Source organism: Gordonia sp. Swx-4, from assembly GCF_030316175.1.
Taxonomy (GTDB): Bacteria; Actinomycetota; Actinomycetes; order Mycobacteriales; family Mycobacteriaceae; genus Gordonia; species Gordonia alkanivorans.
In genome coordinates this window covers 3,312,477-3,338,221 of record NZ_CP128197.1, presented here as the reverse complement: position 1 = coordinate 3,338,221, position 25,745 = coordinate 3,312,477, and the positions used below count along the sequence as shown (strand labels likewise).

The window sequence follows — 25,745 nt, the reverse complement described above, 5'->3', positions numbered from 1 at the left end:
AGGGTTTTGTCAGCACTTAGCCGCTGACACATCAGCACCGGAACGCGCTGAGAGATCAGCAACGGAACATCGAGCACGACCCATTACGAGGAAGGCGAGCGCATGACGCCACCGCACAACTACCTGGCCGTCATCAAGGTCGTCGGCATCGGCGGCGGCGGCGTGAATGCCGTCAACCGCATGATCGAGCAGGGACTCAAGGGAGTCGAGTTCATCGCGATCAACACCGACGCGCAGGCCCTGCTGATGAGCGACGCCGACGTCAAGCTCGATGTCGGTCGCGACTCCACCCGTGGCCTGGGTGCCGGCGCCGACCCCGAGGTCGGCCGCCGTGCCGCCGAGGACGCCCGCGACGAGATCGAGGAGCTCCTCAAGGGTGCCGACATGGTCTTCGTGACCGCGGGCGAGGGTGGCGGCACCGGCACCGGTGGTGCACCGGTCGTCGCGCAGATCGCCCGGAAGCTCGGTGCTCTCACCGTCGGCGTGGTCACCCGCCCGTTCTCCTTCGAGGGCAAGCGTCGCGGCGGACAGGCCGAAGCGGGCATCACCGCGCTGCGGGAGTCCTGCGACACCCTCATCGTGATCCCGAACGACCGCCTGCTCCAGCTCGGCGACGCGCAGGTGAGCCTCATGGACGCGTTCCGCAGCGCCGACGAGGTCCTCCTCAACGGTGTCCAGGGGATCACCGACCTCATCACCACCCCTGGTCTGATCAACGTCGACTTCGCCGACGTCAAGGGCGTCATGAGCGACGCGGGCAGCGCACTCATGGGCATCGGCTCGTCCCGAGGTGAGGACCGTGCCAAGAAGGCGGCCGAGTCGGCGATCAACTCGCCGCTGCTCGAGGCGTCGATGGAAGGCGCTCGGGGCGTGCTGATCTCGATCGCCGGCGGCAGCGACCTCGGTCTCTTCGAGATCCACAACGCGGCCACCCAGGTCCAGGAGGCGGCCCACGAGGACGCCAACATCATCTTCGGCACCGTGATCGACGACAACCTCGGCGACGAGGTCCGAGTGACCGTCATCGCCGCCGGTTTCGACGGCGGCACCCCGAAGAAGCGGTCCGACGTGCCCGCTGCGGCCGCCGGCCGTTCGGCTGTCGGACAGGGACAAGCCGGCGCGGTCTCGGCGCCGCCGAAGAGCGATCCGCTCTTCGGTGACATCCCCAAGGGGTCGGGTGATCCCTTCGGTGGTGAGCGTGAGCCGGAGCCCCCGCGTCGCAACACCGTGCATCTCGACGACGACGACGTCGACGTGCCGTCCTTCATGAAGCGCTGACCCGCATGCGGGTGCGTCGTGTGGTCACCACGCGTGCCGGCGGCGTCTCGGTGGCACCGTATGACTCGTTCAATCTCGGTGACCATGTCGGAGACGACCCGGAAGCGGTGTCCGCCAACAGGAATCGTCTGGCCGAGCAGATCGGGTTGCCCGCGTCCTCGGTCGTCTGGATGGAACAGATCCACAGCCGCAACGTGACGGTCGTCGACGGTCCGGTCCCCGAACCGGTTCCGGCGACCGATGCGCTGGTGACGACCACACCGGGCCTCGCGCTCGCCGTGCTGTCGGCCGACTGCGTGCCGGTGCTCCTCAGCGACGACGAGGCCGGCGTGATCGCCGGTGTCCATGCCGGGCGCGTCGGGGCACGCATCGGCATCGTGCGCGAGACCCTGAAGGTGATGGTCGAACTCGGTGCGCGCATCGAGTCGATCGGAGCGTTTCTCGGCCCGGCGGCGTCCGGTGAGCAGTACGAGGTGCCCCCGGCGATGCAGGCCGACGTCGAGAAGCATCTGCCCGGGAGTGCGAGTCGCACGAAGAAGGGCACGACGGGCCTCGACCTCCGTTCCGGTCTGCGCCGCCAGCTCCTCGAGGCCGGGGTCGCCGGGGTCGCCGTCGACCCGCGCTGCACGATCTCGGACCTGAGTCTCTTCAGCCACCGGCGCGGCGCACCGACCGGCCGCCTGGCATCGGTGATCTGGATGGACGACGAGAGTGCGCCGGACGGCGAGTAGACCCCCGGTGCTCCACGCGGAGAATGATGGGGGACATGAGCGATTCTCTCGATGACGCACGCACCGCCGAGCTGTCCGAGCGACTCGAAGCCGTACGCGGGCGGCTCGACGCGGCCGTCGCGGCCGCGGGCCGACCCACCGGGGCGTGTGCGCTCCTGGTGGTGACGAAATACTTCCCGGCCGACGACGTCCGCCGGTTGCTGAACCTGGGCGTCCGATCGTTCGGCGAGTCCCGTGAGCCGGAGGCCGGACGCAAGGTCGCCGAGGTCCTCGCCGATTGGACACCCGAGGATTCCACCGACGTCCCGGTGTTCGACATGATCGGGACCGTCCAGTCGAAGAAGGCCCGTTCCATCGCGCGTTGGGCGCGTGCGGTGCACTCGGTGGATCGTCCGAAGGTGGTCGAGGCCCTGGGCCGGGCCGCGCGAGCCGCGCTCGACGAGGGGGAGCGGACCGCGCGTCTCGGGGTGCTGCTGCAGGTGAGTCTCGACGGGGACCCGCAGCGAGGCGGCGTCGTCGAGGCGGATCTTCCCGCACTCGCCGAGCAGGTGTCGAGCGGGGACTCTCTGCAGTTGCGCGGACTGATGGTCATCGCCCCACTCACCGGTGAGCGGAAGTACTGGATGGCCGAATCCGCTCGTATCCACAACGCTTTTCGCGATCGGTACGCCGACGCCGTCGAACTGTCGGCGGGTATGTCCGGTGACATGGAAGAGGCGGTTGCAGCCGGCTCGACATGTGTGCGTGTCGGAACCGCGATCATGGGCGATCGGCCGCTACTCTCTCAGTAATCACATTGGTAACAACAGAACCAAGTGGCACAACAAGCGCAAATATCTCAACAAGCACAGTGACATCAGATGCACCATCCGGCACGGCTGCACACCGGCGTCGCACGACAGAGAGGCCGACAATGACCACGATGCAGAAGTTTAAGGCTTATTTCGGCATGGTGCCGCCCAGCGAGTACGAGGACGACTACCTCGAGGACGGCTCCGCGCTGCGTGTCCCGTCGCGTGAGCGTGCCTACCGTGACGACTACTACGGTGAGGGCTCCTACGACCCCGGTTACGAGCCCTCCCTGCGTGACCCCGGCTTCCGTGAGGCCGGTTACCGCGACGAGATGGCCTACGACGACCGTCATTTCGACGGCGGATACGAACTCGCCGGTGACTTCGTCCCCGAGTTCGCCTACGCCGGACCGCGTCCGACGCCCGAGGCCCCGATGCGTTCCGCTGCGCGCCTCGAACCGCTGCAGCGTTCGTCGAGTGCCGCCCTGCGTGCCGCCTCGTCGCGCCCGGCCGGCCCCGAGCACCGCGAGCTCGAGCGCGTCTTCGCCGACGGCCCGCTGCAGAAGATCACCACCCTGCGTCCCTCGGACTACAGCGAGGCCCGCACCATCGGTGAGCGTTTCCGCGACGGCAACCCGGTCATCATGGACCTCGTCGACATGACCAACGACGACGCCAAGCGCCTCGTCGACTTCGCCGCGGGCCTGGCCTTCGCTCTGCGCGGCTCCTTCGACAAGGTGGCCACCAAGGTCTTCCTGCTGTCGCCGGCCGACGTCGACGTGTCGCCCGATGACCGCCGCAAGATCGCCGAGACCGGCTTCTACAACCACTCCTGATGCAGGTGGGCACCCTCGGTTCGCACCGGCCGGTGCTCTTCAGGCAATCTTGACGCGTGGCTGCGATTTTGTTGGGTGTCCTGTACTACATCCTGTTGGTCTTCTGGTTGCTTCTCCTCGGCCGGCTCGTCGTCGAGCTGGTGCGGACGTTCGCCCGCGAGTGGCGACCCACCGGGGTGGCGGTCGTGATCATCGAGACGGTGTTCACTCTGACCGATCCGCCGATCAAGGCGCTGCGGCGGGTCCTGCCGCCGATCCCGCTCGGTCCGATCCGCCTGGATCTGTCGCTGATGATCGTCATGCTCGTCGTCATCATCGCCATGAACATCGTGAACGGTCTCCGCGCCGACGCGGTCGCCGATTCGCTGGCCACCGCTCTGGTTCTCACCCGCTCCTGATCCGCCGACGCGTCGCGCACCGGGACCCCTGTGACCCGGGTACCTTGAGGTACGCAGATGGACTACCGTTGGTTGTCGTCTTCGGATGCCCTGCCCGTTCGGAGGAGTTTCGATCGGGCTGAGCATCCAACAGTGCGACCTACGGTTCGCATGTGACAGGATTGGACGCCAGTTACAGTTTTTGACTGGTATGAATAGTTAGTGACAACCTGTATTGGTCGAACGACTCACGTCGCGCGATCGGGGTTGGACGGCACGCCAACTGAACACAAGCTTCACCACAGACACGAGGGGAACCGACATGCGGCTGACTCCAGCTGATGTGCACAACGTCGCGTTCAGCAAACCGCCTATCGGTAAGCGCGGCTACAACGAGGATGAGGTCGATCAGTTCCTCGATTTCGTCGAGGCCGAGCTCGCCCGGCTGATCGAAGAGAACACCGACCTGAAGCAGCGCGTCGAGGAGCTCGAGGGTGAGCTCGCCGACGCCCGCTCGGGTGCCGGCGCCGCCCCCGCAGAGGAGCGGACCCAGATGTTCGCCAAGCCGCCGGTTCAGGAGCAGCCCGCTCCCGTCCAGCAGCCCGCCGCGCCTGTGGTCAACGACGACGCCAACGTCCGTGCCGCCCGCGTCCTCGCGCTCGCGCAGGACACCGCGGACCGCCTCACCGGCAGTGCCCGCGCCGACGCCGACGCGATGCTGGCCGACGCGCAGACCCGCGCCGACACGCTGGTCTCGGAGGCGCAGAGCAAGTCCGACGCCATGCTCGCCGACGCGCGCCAGCGTTCGGAGGCCATCCTGGCCGACGCCCAGACTCGCTCCGAGGCGCAGCTGCGCCAGGCACAGGAGCGCGCGGACGCGCTCCAGAGCGACGCCGAGCGCAAGCACAGCGAGATCATGGGCACGATCAACCAGCAGCGCGGCGTGCTCGAGGGACGGATCGAACAGCTCAAGACCTTCGAGCGTGAGTACCGCACCCGCCTGAAGACCTACCTCGAGTCGCAGCTCGAAGAGCTGCAGCAGCGCGGCAGCGCGGCACCGGTCGAGGGTGGTCGTCCCGACCAGTCGTTCTCGAACGATCCGGGCAGCGGCGGTTTCAGCAGCTACTCGCCGAGCTGACCTCCGCGCCGGACATGCACCCTAGGCTGGTGATGTGCTGACCTTGGCCCTGGGCGCGACCCTCGTCGGGTTCGTGCTGCTCATCCTCGGTCTCATCACCGGGACCGTGTGGCTCGCCGTCGCCTGCATCGTCATCTGTCTCCTCGGCCTGGCCTTCCTGCTCGTCGATGTGTTCTCGGGGCGCAACCGGGATTCCGGCCGATCGCTGGAAGACATGGTCCCCGGAGCCGGACGCGATGAGGTCGACACCGACAGCGACGACGCCGGTTTCGCCGGCGGCCGAAGCGATGCCGACGAGTCCCGGACACGCCGGCATCCGACGGCGATGCCGTCGGCGCGGGACTCCGACACCGGTGAGGCGACGGTCGCTTATGAGCAGCCCTCCTTCGAACCCGGTATGGGCGCACCGTCGGGGCCGACGCCATCTCGGCCCGTGGTGCCCGAGAGTCGCCCGGCGCACGAGCGTCGTGAGGGCAACCTCGAGGACTACCTGCGGTCGGTCGGCGAGCCGGTCGGCCAGCCGAACTCCGGTCCGACGCCCGTTCCCGGTCCGGCACCGTCCGGCCGGGGTGCACCGGGGCAGCCGCCTCGTGCCCCGTATCAGGCGCCGGGTCAGCAGTCTCCCGGCGGTCAGCCGTCGCGTCCCGACCCGTCGCCGCTGCCGCAGTACGGGAACCCGCCGTCGGGTCCCCAGCAGCAGTACGGGCAACCGACCTCCGGGCAGCGGGCGTCCGGGCAGCGTCCGGCGTGGCCTCAGGGTCAGGACTCCGCGCGACCCGATCCCGCCCAGTCGGGTGAGCGACCGCAGGGGGAGCAGCCCGAGCCCCCGGAACCGCGACCCGGCCGGCGTCGTGCGGCGGATTTCGATCCGCTCGACCCGAACTGGCGTCCACCGCTCGACTGAGACCTCTTTCGTGACCACGCACCGCCCGGACAGCGATACCGATTCGCCTGTCCGGGCGGTGCGTCGTTACACTGGTTGACGCGTCGATCCGGCCATCACCGGGGAGCACCCGGAAGAACAGAGCCGTCGCCCGAACCAGGGCAGCGCTCCCAGTAGAACCGGGCGGGCGTGGCCCGTCACAGCCACGGGACCGTACGGGTAGACCCGCGCGATCCGATGAGTGGCGCCGGAATGCCGGCGCAAGCGGGGTGGTACCGCGCAGACCTTACGGTGTGCGTCCCCGTGCCGAGGAGAGACATCACCAGGCACGAGGAGACGAGCCGTGACCGACACGAACGAGACGGGCGCGAACGCGACCGGACGTGTGTACCCCAAGGTCGACATGACGGTTGGGACAGGGCGCAGCGCCCCCGATTTCCCGTCCGTGGAGCAGAACGTCCTGCAGTACTGGGATGCCGACTCGACCTTCGCCGCGTCCATCGGGAACCGCGCCGACGCCGAGGAGTTCGTCTTCTACGACGGACCGCCCTTCGCCAACGGTCTCCCGCACTACGGCCATCTCCTGACCGGTTACGTCAAGGATGTGGTACCCCGGTACCAGACCATGCGCGGCAAGAAGGTCGATCGCCGATTCGGTTGGGACACACACGGTCTGCCCGCCGAACTCGAGGCCGAACGCCAGCTCGGGATCACCGACAAGTCGGAGATCGAGAAGATGGGCATGGAGAAGTTCAACGAGTACTGCCGTGACTCGGTTCTCCGCTACACCGGTGAGTGGCGCGACTACGTGACCCGCCAGGCGCGCTGGGTGGACTTCGACAACGACTACAAGACGCTCGACCTCGACTTCATGGAGTCGGTCATGTGGGCGTTCAAGGCCCTCTACGACAAGGGTCTGATCTACCAGGGCTACCGCGTGCTGCCCTACAGCTGGTACGAGCAGACGCCGCTGAGCAATCAGGAGTCCAAGCTCGACGACGCCTACCGCATGCGCCAGGACCCGGCGGTGACCGTGCGGATGCCGCTGTCGGTGCCGGATGGGCCGCTGGCCTCGCTCGACGGTGTCAACGCGCTGATCTGGACCACCACGCCCTGGACCCTGCCGTCCAACCTCGCGATCGCGGTCAACCCCGAGGTCACCTACGTGCACGTCAAGGCCGCCGACGGTCAGCAGTACCTGCTGGCCGAGGCGCTGCTGGGCGCGTACGCCAAGGAGATCGCCGACCCCGAGGTGATCGGTACCCACCTGGGCAAGGACCTCGAGAACCTCTCCTACACACCGCCGTTCGATTTCTTCGTCGGACACCCCAACGCCCACCGCGTGCTGCTCGGCGACTATGTCACCACCGAGAGCGGCACCGGCGTCGTGCACCTCGCGCCGGCCTTCGGTGAAGAGGACATGGACCTCGCGACCGCCAACGGCATCGAGGTCGTGCAACCGCTCGATCCGGGTGGCCGCTTCACCTCGCAGGTTCCGCCGTACGAGGGCCAGATGGTCTTCGACGCCAACCCGGTGATCATCAAGGACCTCAAGGCGGCCGGCCGCATCCTGCGCCACGAGACCATCGAGCACTCCTACCCGCACTCGTGGCGGTCGGGACAGCCGCTGATCTACATGGCGGTGCCGTCGTGGTTCGTCGCCGTCACCCAGTTCCGCGACCGCATGGTGGAACTGAACAAGCAGATCACTTGGGTGCCCGAACACATCCGCGACGGCCAGTTCGGCAAGTGGCTCGAGGGTGCGCGCGACTGGAACATCAGCCGCAACCGCTACTGGGGCGCGCCGATCCCGGTGTGGATCTCCGACGACCCGGAGCACCCGCGCATCGACGTCTACGGTTCGCTCGACGAACTCGAGCGCGACTTCGGCGTGCGCCCGGACAACCTGCACCGGCCGTTCATCGACGATCTCACCCGACCGAACCCGGATGACCCGACCGGGCGGTCGACGATGCGCCGCGTGCCCGAGGTCCTCGACTGCTGGTTCGAGTCGGGCTCGATGCCATATGCGCAGGTGCACTACCCGTTCGAGAACCGCGACTGGTTCGACGGCGGGGACTCGGCCTCGGCGGTGGCGCACAATCCGGGCGACTTCATCGTCGAATACAACGGTCAGACTCGCGGCTGGTTCTACACCATGCACGTGCTGGCGACCGCGCTGTTCGACCGGCCCGCGTTCAAGACCGTTGCCGCACACGGCATCGTGCTGGGTGACGACGGCCAGAAGATGTCCAAGTCCAAGCGCAACTACCCGGACGTCAACGAGGTCTTCGACCGCGACGGCTCCGACGCGATGCGCTGGTTCCTGATGGCCTCGCCGATCCTGCGCGGAGGCAACCTCGTCGTCACCGAGCGCGGCATCCGCGAGGGTGTCCGTCAGGCGCTGCTGCCGTTGTGGAACGCCTACAGCTTCCTGCAGCTCTACGCAGATCGCCCGGCGACCTGGCGGACCGACTCGCAGAACGTCCTCGACCGCTACATCCTGGCCAAGCTCGCCACCACGCGCGAGGTGATGACCGAGGCGCTCGACACCTACGACATCGCCGGTGCGTGTGACGCGTTCCGTGAGTTCGTCGAGTCGCTGACCAACTGGTACGTGCGCCGTTCGCGGGCACGGTTCTGGGCCGGCCAGGAGGCGGACACCGACGCCTTCGACACCCTCTACACCGTGCTCGAGGTGGCCTCGCGGCTCGCGTCGCCGCTGCTGCCGCTGGCGACCGAGGCGATCTGGCGCGGACTCACCGGTGGCCGTTCGGTGCACCTGACCGACTGGCCGACCGCCGACGAGCTCCCCGCCGACGCCGATCTGGTCGCGGCGATGGACGAGGTCCAGGCGGTCTGCTCGGTCGCGTCGAGCGTGCGCAAGGCCAACAAGCTGCGCGTCCGCCTGCCGCTGCCCGGTCTGACCGTGGCATCGCCGACCGCGGCCGCACTCGAGCCGTACGTCGACCTGGTCAAGGACGAGATGAACGTCAAGTCCGTCTCGCTCGCCACCGACGCCAGCGAGTACGGCCGCTACGAGATCGCGGTCAACGCCCGCGCCGCGGGCCCGCGCCTGGGCAAGGACGTCCAGCGCGCGATCAAGGCCGTGAAGTCCGGCAACTGGTCGGTGGAGACGAACGCCGAGGGCGCGGAGGTCGTCGTCGCCGATGGCATCGAGCTCCACGCCGGCGAGTACAGCCGCAAGCTGGTGGCGGTCGAACCGGACTCCACCGCCGAGCTGCCCGGTGGCAAGGGTCTCGTCGTGCTCGACACCGCGGTGACCCCCGAGCTCGAGGCCGAGGGCTGGGCCAAGGACCGCGTGCGCGAATTGCAGGATGCGCGCCGCAACCTGGATCTGGACGTCTCCGACCGCATCACGGTGCGCCTCGTCGTCCCGGCCGAGCGTCTCGAGTGGGCACAGACCCACGCCGACCTGGTCGCCGGAGAGGTCCTCGCCGTGGAGTTCGACGTCACCGCCGACGGTGCGCCGGGAGCCATCGAGCTCGGCGACGGCGTCACCGCCGATGTCGCGAAGGTCGGCTGACCAGCTATTTCGCAATGACTGTCACCTTTCTGCCGCCGTCGGTGTCTCGAGGATGACCACCTCGAACACCGACGGAAGGCAGAACGATGAGCACCACCGACACCACGCAGGAGATCCAGACAGTCGAGCGGACGCACGTGGTCGTCCTGGGCGCCGGCTATGCGGGGGCGATGGCGGCCAACCGGCTGCGGCGCAACCCCGCCGTCGACGTCACGGTCGTGAACCCGCAACCGTTCTTCGTGCAGCGAATCCGGTTGCACCAGTTCATCGCACGGACGGGTGAGCCGCAGGCCGCATTCGGCGACCTGCTCGGCGACGGCATCGACGTCGTTGTCGACACCGCCGTCCGGATCGACGCCCGCGCCCGGCGGGTACATCTGGCATCGGGGAAGCACGTCGACTACGACTACCTGATCTATGCCATCGGCAGCCGCCATCACCTCCCGGACATCCCGGGCGCGGCCGACCACGCGCTGTCGGCCTCGGACTGGGCTGCGGCACAGCACCTCCGGGAACGCATCGATGCCCTGGACGCCGGTGCGCCGGTGGTCGTCGTCGGCGGCGGCCTCACCGGGATCGAGCTCGCCGGTGAACTCGCCGGACGCGGCTTCGCGGTGACGCTGGCCGGTGGCGGTGCCGTCGCTCCGTCGGTGGGTGAACGCGGCCGTCGGGCCACCATCCGGCAACTCGGCCGACTCGGCGTCGACGTGCTCGACAACGCTCGGGTCATCGCGGTCGAGACCTCGCGGGTCATCCTCGAGACCGAGGGTCGCGAACAGTATTTGCCCAGCGCGGCAACGGTCTTCGCCACCGGTTTCCAGGCCCCGGAGCTCGCCGCGGACAGTGGGTTGACCACCGACGGGATCGGCCGTCTGCAGACCGATGAGAGCCTGACGAGCGTCGACGACGATCGGATTCTCGGCGCCGGGGACGCGGTCGCAGTCCAGGGGATCACTCTGCGGATGAGCTGCCAGGCGGCTCAGCCGCTGGGGGCCCAGGCTGCCGAGGCCGTGCTCGCCCGGATCGCCGGTGACCGGCCGATCCCCGTGGACCAGGCCTTCGTCGCACAGTGCACGAGCATCGGGCGCCACGCGGCCACCCTGCAGTTCACCCGGCGCGACGACTCGCCCGCGCGAGCGGTGGTGACGGGCCGTCTCGCAGCTCTGGCCAAGGAAGCGGTGTGCCGCGGTACCGTGTGGAACATCCGCCGCGAGGCCGCGCACCCGGGCGCATTCAGCTGGTTGCGCGGTCGCGAGGTGACCGCCGAGCGTGAGCCGGTTCTGCAGTGACCGGCTCGCCGACGAGAGGCAGGGTTCCGGTGAACGGCAGGCACTCGGAGATGAGTGAGAACGACCGGCGGGCAGCTCGTTTCGCCGAGTTGCGGCCACTGCTGTTCACCGTCGCCTACGAGATGGTCGGGACCGCGGCCGACGCCGAAGACGTGCTGCAGGACAGTTACCTGCGGTGGGCGGAGGTCGACGACACCGAGATCGCCGACACCAAGGCGTATCTGGCGAAGATCGTCACCCGGCAGGCACTCAACGCGCTGAGGTCGCGGTCGCGGCGACGCGAGGAGTACGTCGGACCGTGGCTGCCGGAGCCGATCCTGACCGACGAGCGGGATCTCGCCGACGACGTGGTGCTCGCCGAGGCGGTGTCGACGGCAATGCTGATCGTGCTGGAGTCGTTGAGCCCGAACGAGCGTGCGGTGTTCGTGCTGCGCGAGGTGTTCGGCTTCTCCTACGACGAGGTCGGCGACATGCTCGGCAAGCCGGCGGCCACGGTCCGTCAGATCGGGCACCGCGCCCGGAACCACGTCGAGGCGCGTCGTCCCCGGTTCGACCCGGTGGATTCCGAACGCGCGGTCGCGGTGGTCGACGCGTTCCTCTCGGCTGCACAGTCCGGTGACGTCGATGGCCTGCTGACCATGCTCGCCCCCGATGTCGAGTTCACCGCCGACAGCGACGGCAAGGTCATGGCGGTGAAGCACCCGATCCATGGCGCTCTGGCCGTGGCCCGGTTGCTGACGGGCTTCGCCCGGCTCGGCCGTGACCTGGATTACCGACTCGAACCGGCGGTCTTCAACAACCAGTCCGGCGTGGCGATCTACATCGACGACCGGCTCGAGGGCACGTTCACTCTCCACATCGTCGACGGCGTCATCGAGCAGATCTACGCCATGCGCAACCCGGACAAGCTGACCGGCCTGGAGGAGCCGCGCACCGTCGCGCGGTGAACTCCCGCGCCCCGGTGGCGACCTGAATTCCTCAGCCGTGCAGTGGGATTGGTACTAGTGCCGGAACAGCCCCGACAAGGTCAGCTCGATCTGCGACCGGAACAGGTCGGCGGGGTGGGCGAGGGTGTCGTTGCCGTATTGGCCGAAGGTCTCCAGGCTGATCGCACCGACGAGGACTGCCCAGAGGGTCGTCGACGCGGCCATCACGTCGTCCGGGGCGTCGATGCCGAACTCGTCGCGGATGGCGGACATGTCGCCGGCGACCCCGGTTGTGGGAGTGGGCAGGTCGTCCCGCAACAGTCCCTCGGACCAGGCGGCCGCGCACTCGCGCAGGAGCAGGGCCGGGATGCGTGTGCCCGGCACCGTCGTCTCCTCGCCCGGCGCGGCATAACCGGGTACCGGGCTGCCGTAGAGGAGTGCCCAGCGGGCCGGGTCGGCGAGTGCCCACTCCCGGGCGGCCTCCGCGGCGGCGAGCAGTCGCGCCCGTCGGTGGTCGGCTTCGACGGCCGCAACCGCCAGGTCGATGGCGTCGCCGACGTCGTTGTACGCCTCGACGAGCAGCATCGTCAGCAGGTCGTCGCGGCTCGGGACGTACCGGTAGACGGCCGAGGACACCACGCCCATCTCCCGGGCGATCGCGCGCAGCGACAGTCCGGGCGCGCCATGGGTGGCCAGGTGCTTGCGCGCCAGTCTGCGGATCTCGTCGGTCATCATCGCGCGGTTCTCCGCGCGGCTTCGTCCGGTCGCCATGGGTCGATCCTCGCACACTTCGAGAGCAGTGCTCTTGATTTCTTGCGCGAGTGGGTGCAGACTCGAAAACGAGAGCGGTGCTCTCGAAACCTGCCACCCACCACGAAGGGCTCATCACGATGACCGGCACGACCCACTACCGCGCTCCCGAGGGATTCGACAACGTCTTCAACCGCACCGTCCGCTGGCTCGCCGACCACGGCGTCAACCTCGCCGGCGCGCAGAACCTCACCGTCCCCGGCCGCAAGACCGGCAAGCTGCAGACCGTCCCGGTCAACGTCCTGCGATTCGACGGCGGGGAGTACCTCGTCTCGCCGCGCGGCAACACCCAGTGGGCTCGGAACGCACGCGTCGCCGAGACCGTGGAACTCCGGCGCGGACGCCGTCGGACCGTGGTGGCCCTCGCCGAGGTCGACCCCGACCGGCGCCCGCCGATCATCGGCGAGTACCTGCGCAAGTGGGGTTGGGAGGTTGGCCGTTTCCTGCCAGAGGGGCTCGACGCCAAGCCGTCCGACGCCGACCTCGCCGCGCATGCCGGCTCGATCCCGGTCTTCGCCATCACGTCCGCCGGCTAGCCGATTTCCCCAGCGCGTCGGCTCACTAGACTCGGACAGGTGGTGCGCCCGGATTCCGACTCGACGCTCGCGGACGGTTCATCCGTACCCGAACGGTGGATGTCCGGCGGGGGATCGGGCGGGGCACCGGCCGGTGCCGATTCCGAACGCGGCGCACGCTGGGTGATGCACCTCGACATGGACGCCTTCTTCGCCTCCGTCGAACAGCTCACCCGCCCGACGCTGCGCGGCCGCCCGGTGCTCGTGGGCGGTTCCGGCGGTCGGGGAGTGGTGGCCGGAGCGAGCTACGAGGCCCGGGTGTTCGGGGCCAGGTCGGCGATGCCGATGCATCAGGCCCGACGCCTCATCGGCCCCGCCGGCGTCGTGGTGCCCCCGCGCGGTGCGGTCTACGGCAAGGTCAGCAAGCGGGTGTTCCGCATTGTGCGCGAAGCGGTTCCGGTGATCGAGACGCTGTCCTTCGACGAGGCGTTCGCCGAACCGGCCGAACTCGCCGGGGCCTCGGTGGCGCAGGCGCGAGAGTTCGCCGAGGAGGTGCGCGCCCGCATCCGCACCGAGTGCGGACTCGCGGCTTCGGTCGGATTCGGCAGCGGGAAGCAACTCGCCAAGATCGCCTCGGGGATGGCGAAACCCGATGGTGTGATGGTGATCCCGCCGTCGGGCGAGATCGATTTCCTGCACGGACTGCCGGTGCGCAAACTGTGGGGCATCGGTCCGGTCTCGGGGGATCGTCTCGCGCGGCTGGGAATCGACACCATCGGAGACCTCGCGCGGATGTCGACGGTCGAGGTCGCGTCGGTGCTCGGCGGCACCGTCGGACCTGCGCTGCATCGGCTCGCCCAGGGCATCGACGACCGGCCGGTCGCCGAACGCGCCTCGGCCAAGCAGATCAGCGCCGAATCGACCTTCGCCGAGGACATCGTCGACCTCGACGAACTGCGCAAGGCGATCCGCAAGGCCGCCACCGACGCGCATCGCCGGCTGCTCAAGGACGGGCGCGGCGCGCGCACGGTGGTGCTGAAGCTCAAACGTTCCGACATGTCGATCCTGACCCGCTCGGCGACCACCGCCGCCGCCACGACCGACTTCGACGACCTCGAACGCACCGCCCAGCGCCTCGCCCTCGACCCGCGCACGGTCGGAGCGATACGTCTTGTGGGAGTAGGGTTCTCCGGTCTCAGTGCGGTACAGCAGTACGCGTTGTTCGACGATCTCGACGCCGCGCCGGACGAGACGACCCACCACGACACCGCCTCCGCGGGTGGCGCGGCGAGCCCGTCGTCGGACTCCGGCGGCATCGTGGAGGTGTCGGAGACCGTGCACGATACGACCGTCGACACCGAGTCACCCGAACCCGTGCGGTTCGCCCCGGGCGGAAATCCGCAGAGCCGTGCGCCGTTTGCGCCGGGCGCCGACGTGACCCATCCCGAGTTCGGGCACGGCTGGGTACAGGGGAGTGGGCACGGCGTCGTCACCGTCCGCTTCGAGACCCGCACCACCGGCCCCGGGCGCACCCGCACCTTCGGCGTCGACGATCCCGATCTACGGCCCGCCGACCCGCTCGACAGCCTCGAGTGGGACCTTGGCGCCGACGACGAGTGAACGTCGCGGGAGCGCCAGTGCCACATCACTTCCCGGATGCGGAGAAGAACTCGGCGATCGTCTCGGGACTCGCCTTGGCGGTGAGCAGTGCGATCAGTGCCATGCGGGCCTGCGGCGCACGCAGCCACGGCGACACGATCGCGCCGGCGCGATGCAGATCGACGGCGCCCCCGCCGCCGCCGTAGGTCGCCGACACCTCGCCGTAGGGCACCCGGCTCGTCACCACGACGGTCACGCCGTGGGTGACGGCGAGCGCGACCTCGGCGGTGATGTCCGGGTGGGTGTTCCCCGAGCCCGTCGCGGCGAGCACGATGCCCGCGGCGTTCTGCGCGACCGCCGCCGCTATCAGACCGGGGGACACCCCGGGATACAGCGCGAAGAGGTCGACCCGGGCGGTCCGGCCGAGCGGGATCTCGTCGGTCAGCACCGGACGCGGCAGATCGGTGCGCACCGAGTCGAAGGCGACAGCGTCGGACGTCGACACCTTGAACAGCCCGCGCGCCGGCAGGATGCGACCGCCGGCCGCCACCAGGACGCCGCGGCCCCGATTTTCGGGATCGCCGACCGCGGCCAGTGCGGCGGCCAGGTTGCGCGGACCGTCCGCATCGGGGCGGTCGGCCGGCAACTGGGCGCCGGTGAACACGACCGGCCGCGAGTCGACACAGTAGAGATCGGCGAGGAACGCCGTCTCCTCCATCGTGTCGGTGCCGTGGGTGACCACGACTCCGGCGACCTCCGGGTCGGCGAGGGCGTCGGCGATCCCCCGCACCACCGCGAGTTGGTCGGCCACGGTCATCGCCGAACTGTCCACCGACATCAGATCGACGGTGCGGACGGCTTCCATCCCGGCGTTCCCGGCCCCGGTGTTCGAGGCTGCTGACAGCAAGTCGTCGGCGCCGAGCGCGGGCACGGCACCGTCGGTCGTGGTCTGCGCGGCGATGGTGCCGCCGGTGGTGATCAGCACGGTCGTCGACGGACCGGGCGGGGGAGAAGCGGACATGGTCGTCAAGCCTCACGGCAGGCCGCCGAACCGTCAAGCCTCGAGCGGCGCGGCGTGGAACCGGGATCATCCGCCTGCGTTTGGCATAGTGGTGTGGGTTGTCGCCGGGCCCGACCCGGCAGACCCCATCGGCGAGTCATGGGAGAGCGCCACGGCGCGCCCACGTCCACAGACATAGTGAGGGAGATCGTTGAAGTATCGGAAGTTTCTTGGCGCGACCATGATCGCGGCCGCATTGATGACCGGTGTCGCAGCCTGCGGTGGCGACGACAGCGACGCACCGCCCGCCCCGACCCTGACCAGCACCGCGGATGCCGGTGCCGGTGCCGCCGGTGGTGACACCGAGTCCGAGATCACCAACGACAGCAAGCCGCCGTCGATCGCGGCTCTCAACGAGCTCGTGGACACCGCCGTCGACCCGAAGATCCCGAGCAAGGACAAGATCGTCCTCGTCGAGGGTTCGGAGAAGGACCCGGCCATCTTCGAGGAGCTGGTCAACGCCCGCGCGGAGAACTCCGACGTCGACTGGGTCCTGGTGAACCCGGTCATCAGCGCCGGCCCGAACAAGGCCCGCGTCAAGGTTCGCATCGAGACCGCCGGCAACCCGCCGACCAACGCCGAGTCGACCATCGTCTTCGACGACGGCCGCTGGAAGCTCTCCAACCAGACCGTGTGCAACCTGCTCGGCCTCTACCAGGTCAAGAGCGCGATGTGCACCCCGGCGAGCTAGCCGGACCGTTCGGCTGACCCCGGAGAACCGGGTTGTCCTCACCGCCAGGTGACGGACAACCCGGTTTTCTGTACCAGGGGACGCGACGGGTCGGCCCCGACGAGTTCCCGCGCACCGGTGTAGGTCAGCTGACCGCCGACCGGCAGCCCGCGCGAGAGGTCGATCTCGACGCTGCCGCCGCCCTCGGAACTGAAGCGGCTGATGGTGAGGGTGTCGCTGCCGCCCGGGATCGCGAAGACGGAGTTCACCGGGGTCTCCTCGGCGGAGAACTGGATGGTCAGACGGTTCCCGTCCCAGGCCGACAGCCGGGCGTCGATCGTCTGCGTGACCGTCGCGGCCGCCGAGATGACGCGTTCGGTGCGCCACCGCGCACCCACCGCGATCGGCTCGGTCGGCAGCGCGATGGAGGTGTTCAACGCCGTCACCAGGGACTGTTCGACGGCCAGGCGTGCTTCCTGGCCCGCCTGCTCGGGAGGGGCGAGACGCAACGCGACCGGCGCGAGTCCGGGGCCGGTGGTCAGTCCCGCCTTCGTGCCCGTCATCGCCGACAACTGCCCGTTGAGGGAGGCGTCCGGAGACGTCACGGTGCCCAGTTCGAGTTCCAGCTCCGATTTCTCGGCGCACGAGAACCGCGCGGTCATCGGGGTCTCGACGGTCTCGGCATCCGCCGAACCACGGGAGGCGACATCGGAGGTCGTCACCAGCGTCACGGTCTGCGCGGACGAGGTGTCGGGAGCGGGAGCGGCCACGCGGCGCTCACCGTCACCCGGGTCGACCAGGGTGACCGTGGCCCCCGCAATCGGCACCGGCGCCGCTCCGGCCGCACGGGAGGGCGATCCGTTCGCGCAACCGGCGACCGTCGCCGAACTGGCGCCCGCAGCATCGTCGGACCCCGACGAGCACCCCGCGACCAGTACGGACACCGCCGTCAAGAGGGCGCACGAGGAGACAACGGACCGGAGGACACGACGATGCGAGGACACGGGTAGCCAGCGTATTCGACGGGTCGTGGACAATGAGGCTGTGGATGACCAACCCCTGACGGATTCCGGCAACGCGGATCCGCACGGCGCCGATTCTCCGGACGCCGACCGCGATCGAGTCCGATCGGACGACGCAACCCCCGCACGACGCTTCTCCCAGATGACCGCAGCCGTTCTCGGCGTCGCGCTCGTCGTCATCGGGCTGGACCTGCTGACCAAGGTGATCGCCGTCGCGACGCTCGACCCGCAGCGCCCGATCAAGATCATCGGCGACGTCGTCACCCTCCGACTCGTGCGCAACAGCGGCGCCGCCTTCTCACTGGCCTCGGGATACACCTGGGTGCTGACGATCATCGCGCTGGTCGTCGTGGCCGTCATCGTCCGCTACAGCAGCAGGCTGAAGTCCTGGGGCTGGGCGATCGGTCTGGCTCTCGTGCTCGGCGGGGCGATCGGTAACCTGATCGACCGCATCTTCCGCGCCCCGGCACCGCTCCAGGGTCACGTCGTCGACTTCGTCTCGGTCGGCTGGTGGCCGGTGTTCAACGTGGCGGATTCCGCCGTGGTCTGCGGGGCGATCCTGCTGGTGGCTCTGTCGGCGCTGGGTTTCGACTATGACGGCAGCCGCACCGGGTGGGCGGCCCGCCGGAACAGGCACGACGACGACGGCGAAGACGGGGGCAGTACCCATGCGTGAATCACGTGTCGTGCCTGTACCCGACGGACTCGACGGCATGCGCGTCGACGCCGGGGTCTCCCGCATGCTGGGTCTGTCGCGGACGGTCGTGGCGACCCTCGCCGAGGAAGGCGACGTCATGGTCGACGGGGTCGTCGTCGGCAAGTCGCACAAGCTCGCCGCGGGGACCCTCCTGCACGTCACCTTGCCCGAGCCCGACGAGCCGCTGCGGGTCGAACCGACGCCGGTCGAGGACCTCGAGGTCATCTACCACGACTCCGACATCGTGGTCGTCGACAAGCCGGTCGGTGTGGCCGCGCACCCCTCGCTCGGTTGGAGCGGGCCCACCGTCATCGGCGCGCTGGCCGCCGCCGGCTTCCGGATCTCGACCTCCGGCGCCCATGAGCGCCAGGGGATCGTCCACCGGCTCGACGTCGGGACGTCCGGCGTCATGGTCGTCGCCGTGTCCGAACGCGCCTACACGTTGCTGAAGCGGGCATTCAAACAGCGGACCGTCCACAAGGGCTACCACGCCCTCGTCCAGGGGCACCTCGATCCGCCGTCGGGCACGATCGACGCGCCGATCGGCCGTCACCGCGGCAACGACTGGAAGTTCGCGGTGACCGCGAACGGCAAGCCGAGCATCACCCACTACGACACCCTCGAGATGTTCGCCGCGGCGTCGCTGATCGACGTCCACCTCGAAACCGGTCGGACACATCAGATCCGCGTCCACTTCTCGGCGCTGCACCATCCGTGCTGCGGTGACCCGACCTACGGTGCCGACCCGGTCCTGGCCAAGAAACTCGGTCTCGAACGGCAGTGGCTGCACGCTCGGACACTGCGCTTCGCCCACCCCGCGGACGGGCGCATGGTCGAGTTCAGCTCGGAGTATCCCGACGATCTCCAGCACGCGCTCGACGTGCTGCGCGACACCTGACCGACTTGCCGGATCCGTGCTGGTGGTGGCGGCATTCGTTCGGTCGTCAACCGGCGACATCACCGGGCAACTCGCCTAGATTGAGAGGGTGTTCGAGCCTGGAACGGTGATCGCCGGGTACCGCGTCGAGCGACTCCTCGGCAGCGGTGGAATGGGCGCTGTCTTCCTCGCGCGGCACCCCGAGCTCCCCAGGTACGACGCCCTGAAAGTCCTGAAGGACTCGGCGGGCCTGACCGACAACAACTTCCGTCGCCGGTTCCTCCGGGAAGCGGAGGTGGCGGCGACGCTGGACCACCCCAACATCGTCACCGTCTTCAACCGTGGCCGGGCGACGGTCCCCGTCGCGTCGAAATCCGGTCAGTCCGACCTGCTCTGGATCGCGATGCAGTACGTGCCGGGCACCGACTGTGCCCGCGAACTGCACAGCATCGGACGGTTCGCGCCGCCGCGGGTCGCCCACATCGTCTCGCAGGTCGCCCGCGGCATCGACCATGCCAACCGCCGTGGCCTCACCCATCGCGACGTCAAACCCGGCAACATCCTGCTCGCCGAGGTCGACGAGGACTCGCCGGTCGATGAGCAGCGGGTGCTGCTGACCGACTTCGGCGTCGCCAAGATCTCCGACGAGACCGAGGCGCTCACGTCGGTCGGCACCGTCCTCGCGACCCTGTCCTACGCCTCACCCGAACAGCTCATGGGGCGGACGCTCGACGGCCGCAGCGATCAGTACTCCCTGGCGGCCTCCACCTTCCATCTGCTCACCGGCTGGGTGCCGTTCGACGACCGCGACACCGGGGCGGTCATCGGCGCACACCTCAAGGAGCCGGTGCCGCGGGCGTCCGAGCTCGTACCCGGACTGCCGTCGGGGGTCGACGCGGTGATCTCGAGGGCCATGGCGAAGACGCCCGAGGAACGGTTCGCGAACTGTCGCGAGTTCGCCGAGGCGCTGACGGTGAGTGTTCGGCCCGCGCAACCGCCGTCGGTGTCCGACGCCGAGGCCGTCACCGTGCGCGGACTCTCGCCCCGACCGGTCTCGCGGAACCATCCCGCCCCGATGCCGGCGACACGTCGCCCGGGTCCGCCCCCGGCTCCGGGACGTCCGGCGTACCGCGGTCCGTCGCCGGCCCCGCCCGGCGGAGAGGCCACCCGGCGGGCCGCACCCCGGCCGAACCCGAACCGACAGCGACAGGAGCGTCCGACGCCGTCCCGTCCGGCCACCGGCGCGGACCCCGCCGTGTGGCAGCACCCGCCGTCCGGCCCGCACCGCCAGACCAACGATCACCTCCGGGCCGCCGGGTCGGGGCCGATGGACCGGCCATCGGGCGGTCCGCCGTTCCCGGGCGCGACGATGTCCTCCGGCGGTCCGAGCCGGTCGAATCCGAACCGCCTGCCCCTGGTGCTGGCCGGGGTCGCGGCCGTCCTGCTCATCCTGATCGTTCTCGTGTTCGTCGTGGCGTTGTAACCCCGACGTGTCGGCGTGTGCGAGGCGGACATGGTGTCACAGCCGCCCCATTCGTCACGGCCCGGAGTGCCTTCCGGTGGGTGTCGGTGCGCGCGCCTAAAGTAGACCCGGACTCGGCGACCGGCGTGCGCACGATCAGCGCGCGAAACGACCACGGACACAGCAACCAGCGAGCACAGCAACCAGCGAGCACAGAAGAGGCACAGTGACGGACTCGTTTGTTCACCTGCACAACCACACCGAGTACTCGATGCTCGACGGTGCGGCCAAGGTGTCACCGTTGTTCGCCGAGGCCAAACGGCTGGGCATGACCGCGATCGGCATGACCGACCACGGGAACATGTTCGGTGCCAGCGAGTTCTACAACACCGCGATCAAGAACGACATCAAGCCGATCATCGGTATCGAGGCCTACATCGCACCCGGTTCGCGGTTCGACACCAAACGTGTCCAGTGGGGTTCGCGCGAACAGAAGAGCGACGACGTCTCGGGTTCGGGTGCCTACACGCACATGACGATGGTCGCCGAGAACGCGACCGGTCTGCGGAACCTGTTCAAGCTGTCCTCGCTCGCCTCCATCGAGGGGCAGCTCGGCAAGTGGTCCCGTATGGACGCCGACCTGATCGCCGAATACGCCGAGGGCATCATCGCGACCACCGGCTGCCCGTCGGGTGAGGTGCAGACCCGTCTGCGCCTGGGTCACGACCGCGAAGCCCTCGAGGCCGCGGCGAAGTGGCAGGAGATCTTCGGCAAGGAGAACTTCTACCTCGAGCTGATGGAGCACGGCCTCGAGATCGAGCGCCGCGTGCGCGACGGTCTCCTCGACATCGGCCGCAAGCTCGGCATCAAGCCGATCGTCACCAACGACTGCCACTACGTCACCAAGGAGCATGCCGCCGCCCACGAGGCGCTGCTGTGCGTGCAGACCGGCAAGACTCTGTCCGACCCCACCCGCTTCAAGTTCGACGGCGACGGCTACTACCTGAAGTCGGCCGCGGAAATGCGCGAGCAGTGGGACTCGGTGGTCCCGGGCGCATGTGACAACACGCTCGAGATCGGCGAGCGCGTCCAGTCCTACAAAGAAGTCTTCACCCACCGCGACCGCATGCCGGTCTTCCCGGTGCCCGACGGCGAGACCCAGCAGACCTTCCTGCGCAAGGAGGTCGCGAAGGGTCTCCGGGAGCGTCGTTTCGCCGGTACCGAGGTGCCGCAGGAGTACCTCGATCGCGCCAACTACGAGCTCGACGTCATCATCCAGATGGGTTTCCCGGCCTACTTCCTGGTGGTCGGCGACCTGATCCGCCACGCCCTCGAGGTCGGCATCCGCGTCGGCCCGGGCCGTGGTTCGGCGGCCGGTTCGCTCGTCGCCTGGGCGCTGGGCATCACCAACATCGACCCCATCCCGCACGGACTGCTGTTCGAGCGATTCCTCAACCCCGAGCGTGTGTCGATGCCCGATATCGACATCGACTTCGACGACCGCCGTCGTGGCGAGATGGTCCGCTACGCGACCGAGCGGTGGGGCAGCGACAAGGTCGCCCAGGTCATCACCTTCGGAACCATCAAGACCAAGGCCGCCATCAAGGACTCCGCCCGAGTCCAGTTCGGCCAGCCGGGTTTCGCGATCGCCGACCGCATCACCAAGGCGTTGCCGCCGCCCATCATGGCCAAGGACATCCCGGTCTGGGGCATCACCAACCCCGAGCACGAGCGCTATGGCGAGGCCACCGAGGTCCGCACGCTCATCGAGACCGACCCGGATGTCAAGAAGATCTACGACACGGCACTCGGCCTCGAGGGCCTGATCCGCAACGCCGGTGTCCACGCCTGTGCCGTGATCATGTCGTCGGAGCCGCTGACCGACGCGATCCCGGTGTGGAAACGTGCGCAGGACGGCGCGATCATCACCGGCTGGGACTACCCGTCGTGCGAGGCCATCGGCCTGCTGAAGATGGACTTCCTGGGTCTGCGCAACCTCACCGTCATCGGTGACGCCCTGGAGAACATCAAGCTCAACCGCGGGATCGACCTGGACCTCGACTCGCTGCCGCTGGAGGACGAGAAGACCTACGAGCTGCTCGCCCGCGGCGACACGCTCGGCGTGTTCCAGCTCGACGGCGCGGCCATGCGCGAACTCCTGAAGATGATGCAGCCCACCGGGTTCGAGGACATCGTCGCCGTCCTGGCGCTGTACCGACCCGGTCCGATGGGTGTGAACGCCCACACCGACTACGCCAAGCGCAAGAACGGTCTCCAGGAGATCCGGCCGATCCACCCGGAGCTCGAGGAGCCGCTGAAGGAGATCCTCTCCGAGACCTACGGTCTGATCGTCTACCAAGAGCAGATCATGCAGATCGCGCAGAAGGTCGCCGGGTACTCGCTCGGACAAGCAGACCTGCTCCGTCGCGCGATGGGCAAGAAGAAGAAGGAGATCCTCGACGAGGCCTACGACGGCTTCGCGGAGGGTATGCGCAACAACGGCTTCTCGCAGGCGGCGATCACCGCCCTGTGGGACACGGTGTTGCCGTTCGCCGGCTACGCGTTCAACAAATCGCACGCCGCGGGCTACGGTCTCGTCTCCTTCTGGACCGCCTACCTGAAGGCGAACTATCCCGCCGAGTACATGGCCGGTCTGCTCACCTCGGTCGGCGACGACAAGGACAAGGCGGCGATCTACCTCGCCGACTGCCGCAAGCTCGGTATCACCGTCCTCCCGCCGGACGTCAACGAGTCGCAGCGCAACTTCGCGGCCGTCGGTGCCGACATCCGCTTCGGTCTCGCCGCCATCCGCAACGTCGGGTCGGGCGTCGTCGGGTCGATCATCAACGCGCGCGAGGAGAAGGGGAAGTTCACCAGCTTCTCCGACTACCTCGGCAAGATCGATGTCACCGCCTGCAACAAGAAGGTGACGGAATCGCTGATCAAGGCGGGCGCCTTCGACTCTCTCGGCCATCCGCGCAAGGGCTTGTTCCTCGTGCACGCCGAAGCCGTCGAATCGGTGATCGGCACCAAGAAGGCCGAGGCGATCGGACAGTTCGACCTCTTCGGCGATGCCGGCGGAGCCGACGACTCGATGGCCGAGGTCTTCGCCGTCAAGGTCCCCGAGGAGGAGTGGGACACCAAGCACAAGCTCGCGATCGAGCGGGAGATGCTGGGCCTCTACGTCTCCGGGCATCCGCTGGCCGGCGTCGAACACGCCATCGCCGCGCACACCGACACCTCGATCACGTCGCTGCTGGAAGGCAACATCTCCGACGGTGCGCAGATCACGATCGGCGGCATCATCTCGTCGGTGACGCGCCGGGTGAACAAGAAGGGCGAGCCGTGGGCCGCGGTCACCCTCGAAGACATGGTCGGTGGTGTCGAGGTCTACTTCTTCCCGCGCGCCTACGTCGCGTACGGGATGGACATCGTGGCCGACAACATCGTGCTGATCAAGGCCCGCGTGAACCTGCGCGAAGACAGCATGATGATCTCCGCCAACGACCTCGCCGTCCCCGACCTGGAGACCGCCGGCGCGACCAAGCCGGTCGCACTCACGCTGTCCGCCCGACTCTGCACCCCGGATCGGGTGCAGGCGCTCAAGCAGGTGCTGACCCGACATCCGGGTATGGCCGACGTGCACGTCACGCTGGTCAGCGACAAGCGGCAGACGCAGCTCAAGCTGACCGAGTCCCTGCGGGTCGCGCCGAGTTCCGCGCTGATGGGCGACCTGAAAGCACTGCTCGGACCCAGTTGTCTGGGCTGATTCCTGGGCGACCATCACCATGGTTTCGCCCCGCCGAACATTTCTCTTCGACAGGCGCTATACTCGACGGCACGTCCAGTCACGCCCAGCCGTCGAGGGGAGTGTTCGCAGATGACCACGATGATCGGCATCAACGCGCACCGTCCGGTTCGGCGTGCGCAGCGCACGGTCGAGGTCTTCGGCGTCGAGTGGCCGGCCCACAAGGCCCACGCGGTCCTCGCAGGTGTCGCCACCGCCGTCGTGACCCTGCTGATCTTCGGATCGTTGCAGGCCACTGCGTGGGTGACGGCGGTGGCGGTCCTCGCGGTGTGGTGGGGTGAGCGCTACCTGCCCGGGAACGCGGCGGTCGCGCCCCGATCGAACCCGCCCGGGATCTCGTAGATCCGTCCGTCGAATCCGGCCCGGTACAGACGTCCGGCCGCGAACCCGCGGTCGCCGCGACCGTAGGAGAGCACGCTCGACGTCGGCAGTCCGCTCGCCAGCACGCAGTAGCGTCCGGGCGAGGTGATCCGGACGATCTCACCGGTCGCGTTGAACGGCACAACGGGCCGGTCACGTGAATCGAGCGTCAGCCCATCGGGGGTCGACGGTGCACCCACGCCGAGCAGGCTCTGCACCACGCGCGGATTCGTCGTCGAGATCCGGCTGACACCCGTGTTCACGAAGGTGCGCGAGACGTAGAGCCAGCGGTCGTCGCGGCTCAGGACCGCGCCGTTGGCACTCGGCAGCGCGCCCCACGCGGCGCTCACCGCCCCGCCCGGTGAGACCCGTCCGATGAGATTGCCGAAGTCGTTGGTGGCGTACACGTTTCCGCTCGCGGCCACATCCATCCCGTTCGCGGCCGACAGCCCGGTCACCCACGGCCGAAACGCGCGGGTGTTGACATCCAGGCGCCCGATGGACGCGTGGCGTAGCGCGTCACCGACGAAGACGCGGGGATCGGCTCCGTAACCGACCAGCAGGGTTCCACCCGGAGTCCAGGCGAGCGCGCCCGCACCGCTACCGCCGGGAACTCGCGCGATCGGGACCGCAGGTGCACCAGGGCCGTTCAGCCGATACACGCGACCCGAGATGAGGTCGGTGGTGTAGAGGCGTCCGCCGGCGTCGACGGTGAGGCCTTCGAGCGCGGCGCCCGGAACGACGCCGACGAGTCGGGCGGGGGCGGCACCCGGACACGACGGCGCAGCCGAGGCGGGCGCCGGACCGATGGCGGTGGCCAGACCCAGCGCCATGGCCGCGGACGCCGCGCCGGCGGCGATCCGGGTGAGGCGAGAGGTACGCCGGGACCGGCGCGGAGATGGATGGCGAGATGTCATGACTGCTCCCTGTTCAGGTGGCGGGTCGTACGTGCCTTCTCCTCGCGCGGCCCTGCATACCGTCCGCGTGCGACGAGCGACGTCGCGAACATACCCACCTGCGGGGTGGGGCAACCCCGGAATGAGGCCGACCGCAGCGGCCGAGCACACCG

At 68.7% G+C, this 25,745-nt stretch carries 22 protein-coding genes; 18 read left to right on the top strand and 4 right to left on the bottom strand.

From position 1 onward, the window contains the following. Positions 1–102: 102 nt before the first annotated feature. The 10 genes from ftsZ (at position 103) to PWF70_RS15160 (ending at position 11,817) form a co-directional block, all read left to right on the top strand. Positions 103–1,278, top strand: a complete 1,176-nt coding sequence (gene ftsZ / locus PWF70_RS15205; RefSeq protein ID WP_006356880.1) for a cell division protein FtsZ — start codon at positions 103–105, stop codon at positions 1,276–1,278. 5 nt (positions 1,279–1,283) lie between these two features. Continuing rightward, positions 1,284–2,009: a peptidoglycan editing factor PgeF gene (gene pgeF / locus PWF70_RS15200; RefSeq protein ID WP_006356881.1), complete on the top strand. Its 726-nt coding sequence runs from the start codon at positions 1,284–1,286 to the stop codon at positions 2,007–2,009. A 26-nt stretch (positions 2,010–2,035) separates the two neighbouring features. Next, positions 2,036–2,800 (top strand): YggS family pyridoxal phosphate-dependent enzyme, encoded by a 765-nt coding sequence (locus PWF70_RS15195; protein WP_035752771.1) that lies wholly within the window; start codon positions 2,036–2,038, stop codon positions 2,798–2,800. A 122-nt stretch (positions 2,801–2,922) separates the two neighbouring features. Then, positions 2,923–3,636 carry a cell division protein SepF gene (locus PWF70_RS15190; RefSeq protein ID WP_035752657.1) on the top strand — a complete coding sequence of 238 codons (714 nt, stop codon included), beginning with the start codon at positions 2,923–2,925 and terminating at the stop codon, positions 3,634–3,636. A gap of 56 nt (positions 3,637–3,692) precedes the next feature. After that, on the top strand, positions 3,693–4,034 hold the full coding sequence (locus PWF70_RS15185) for a YggT family protein (protein ID WP_006356884.1): 342 nt from the start codon (positions 3,693–3,695) through the stop codon (positions 4,032–4,034). Between the two features lie 301 nt (positions 4,035–4,335). Next, positions 4,336–5,151, top strand: a complete 816-nt coding sequence (gene wag31, locus PWF70_RS15180) for a DivIVA-like cell division protein Wag31 (protein WP_035752654.1) — start codon at positions 4,336–4,338, stop codon at positions 5,149–5,151. A gap of 34 nt (positions 5,152–5,185) precedes the next feature. Beyond that, complete coding sequence (locus PWF70_RS15175) at positions 5,186–6,055, top strand: chromosomal replication initiator protein DnaA (protein WP_035752652.1); 870 nt, start codon at positions 5,186–5,188, stop codon at positions 6,053–6,055. A 322-nt stretch (positions 6,056–6,377) separates the two neighbouring features. Beyond that, positions 6,378–9,581 carry an isoleucine--tRNA ligase gene (gene ileS, locus PWF70_RS15170; protein ID WP_035752649.1) on the top strand — a complete coding sequence of 1,068 codons (3,204 nt, stop codon included), beginning with the start codon at positions 6,378–6,380 and terminating at the stop codon, positions 9,579–9,581. Between the two features lie 86 nt (positions 9,582–9,667). Next, positions 9,668–10,870: an NAD(P)/FAD-dependent oxidoreductase gene (locus tag PWF70_RS15165; RefSeq protein ID WP_035752648.1), complete on the top strand. Its 1,203-nt coding sequence runs from the start codon at positions 9,668–9,670 to the stop codon at positions 10,868–10,870. A 50-nt stretch (positions 10,871–10,920) separates the two neighbouring features. Next, positions 10,921–11,817, top strand: a complete 897-nt coding sequence (locus PWF70_RS15160; RefSeq protein WP_035752770.1) for an RNA polymerase sigma-70 factor — start codon at positions 10,921–10,923, stop codon at positions 11,815–11,817. Between the two features lie 54 nt (positions 11,818–11,871). Here PWF70_RS15160 and PWF70_RS15155 read toward each other — a convergent pair whose 3' ends face one another. After that, positions 11,872–12,567, bottom strand: coding sequence for a TetR/AcrR family transcriptional regulator (locus PWF70_RS15155; protein WP_280072763.1), 696 nt, complete (start codon positions 12,565–12,567; stop codon positions 11,872–11,874). A gap of 119 nt (positions 12,568–12,686) precedes the next feature. Here PWF70_RS15155 and PWF70_RS15150 point away from each other — a divergent pair, with 119 nt between their 5' ends. Together PWF70_RS15150 and PWF70_RS15145 are read left to right on the top strand one after the other, a co-directional pair. After that, positions 12,687–13,142: a nitroreductase/quinone reductase family protein gene (locus PWF70_RS15150; RefSeq protein WP_280072800.1), complete on the top strand. Its 456-nt coding sequence runs from the start codon at positions 12,687–12,689 to the stop codon at positions 13,140–13,142. A gap of 99 nt (positions 13,143–13,241) precedes the next feature. Further along, the gene (locus tag PWF70_RS15145) at positions 13,242–14,741 is read left to right on the top strand and encodes a DNA polymerase IV (protein WP_280072799.1); all 1,500 of its coding nucleotides are present in this window, start codon (positions 13,242–13,244) and stop codon (positions 14,739–14,741) included. Positions 14,742–14,766: 25 nt separating this feature from the next. Here the strand turns inward: PWF70_RS15145 and PWF70_RS15140 are convergent, their stop codons facing one another. Further along, positions 14,767–15,741, bottom strand: coding sequence for an asparaginase (locus tag PWF70_RS15140; RefSeq protein ID WP_006356893.1), 975 nt, complete (start codon positions 15,739–15,741; stop codon positions 14,767–14,769). 190 nt (positions 15,742–15,931) lie between these two features. On the opposite strand from PWF70_RS15140, the gene PWF70_RS15135 reads away from it, so the two are divergent. Beyond that, entirely contained in the window at positions 15,932–16,471 is a 540-nt protein-coding gene (locus tag PWF70_RS15135; protein WP_462433824.1) for a WKL family lipoprotein, read from the top strand. A gap of 38 nt (positions 16,472–16,509) precedes the next feature. Here PWF70_RS15135 and PWF70_RS15130 read toward each other — a convergent pair whose 3' ends face one another. Beyond that, positions 16,510–17,454: a hypothetical protein gene (locus PWF70_RS15130; RefSeq protein WP_035752641.1), complete on the bottom strand. Its 945-nt coding sequence runs from the start codon at positions 17,452–17,454 to the stop codon at positions 16,510–16,512. A gap of 40 nt (positions 17,455–17,494) precedes the next feature. Here PWF70_RS15130 and lspA point away from each other — a divergent pair, with 40 nt between their 5' ends. From lspA to PWF70_RS15105, 5 genes are all read left to right on the top strand, one after another. Next, on the top strand, positions 17,495–18,148 hold the full coding sequence (gene lspA / locus PWF70_RS15125; protein ID WP_127962844.1) for a signal peptidase II: 654 nt from the start codon (positions 17,495–17,497) through the stop codon (positions 18,146–18,148). Beyond that, positions 18,141–19,067 carry an RluA family pseudouridine synthase gene (locus PWF70_RS15120; RefSeq protein ID WP_005198843.1) on the top strand — a complete coding sequence of 309 codons (927 nt, stop codon included), beginning with the start codon at positions 18,141–18,143 and terminating at the stop codon, positions 19,065–19,067. The genes lspA and PWF70_RS15120 overlap by 8 nt, the downstream gene beginning before the upstream one ends. A gap of 88 nt (positions 19,068–19,155) precedes the next feature. After that, a complete protein-coding gene (locus tag PWF70_RS15115) occupies positions 19,156–20,529 on the top strand; it encodes a serine/threonine-protein kinase (protein WP_241548819.1) in 1,374 nt (457 codons plus the stop codon). 205 nt (positions 20,530–20,734) lie between these two features. Next, complete coding sequence (gene dnaE, locus PWF70_RS15110; RefSeq protein WP_035752637.1) at positions 20,735–24,277, top strand: DNA polymerase III subunit alpha; 3,543 nt, start codon at positions 20,735–20,737, stop codon at positions 24,275–24,277. Between the two features lie 111 nt (positions 24,278–24,388). Beyond that, the gene (locus tag PWF70_RS15105; RefSeq protein WP_005198846.1) at positions 24,389–24,658 is read left to right on the top strand and encodes a hypothetical protein; all 270 of its coding nucleotides are present in this window, start codon (positions 24,389–24,391) and stop codon (positions 24,656–24,658) included. Here PWF70_RS15105 and PWF70_RS15100 read toward each other — a convergent pair. Further along, the gene (locus PWF70_RS15100; RefSeq protein ID WP_081724805.1) at positions 24,601–25,509 is read right to left on the bottom strand and encodes an SMP-30/gluconolactonase/LRE family protein; all 909 of its coding nucleotides are present in this window, start codon (positions 25,507–25,509) and stop codon (positions 24,601–24,603) included. The two genes, PWF70_RS15105 and PWF70_RS15100, sit on opposite strands and share 58 nt — an antisense overlap. Between the last annotated feature and the right edge of the window lie 236 nt (positions 25,510–25,745).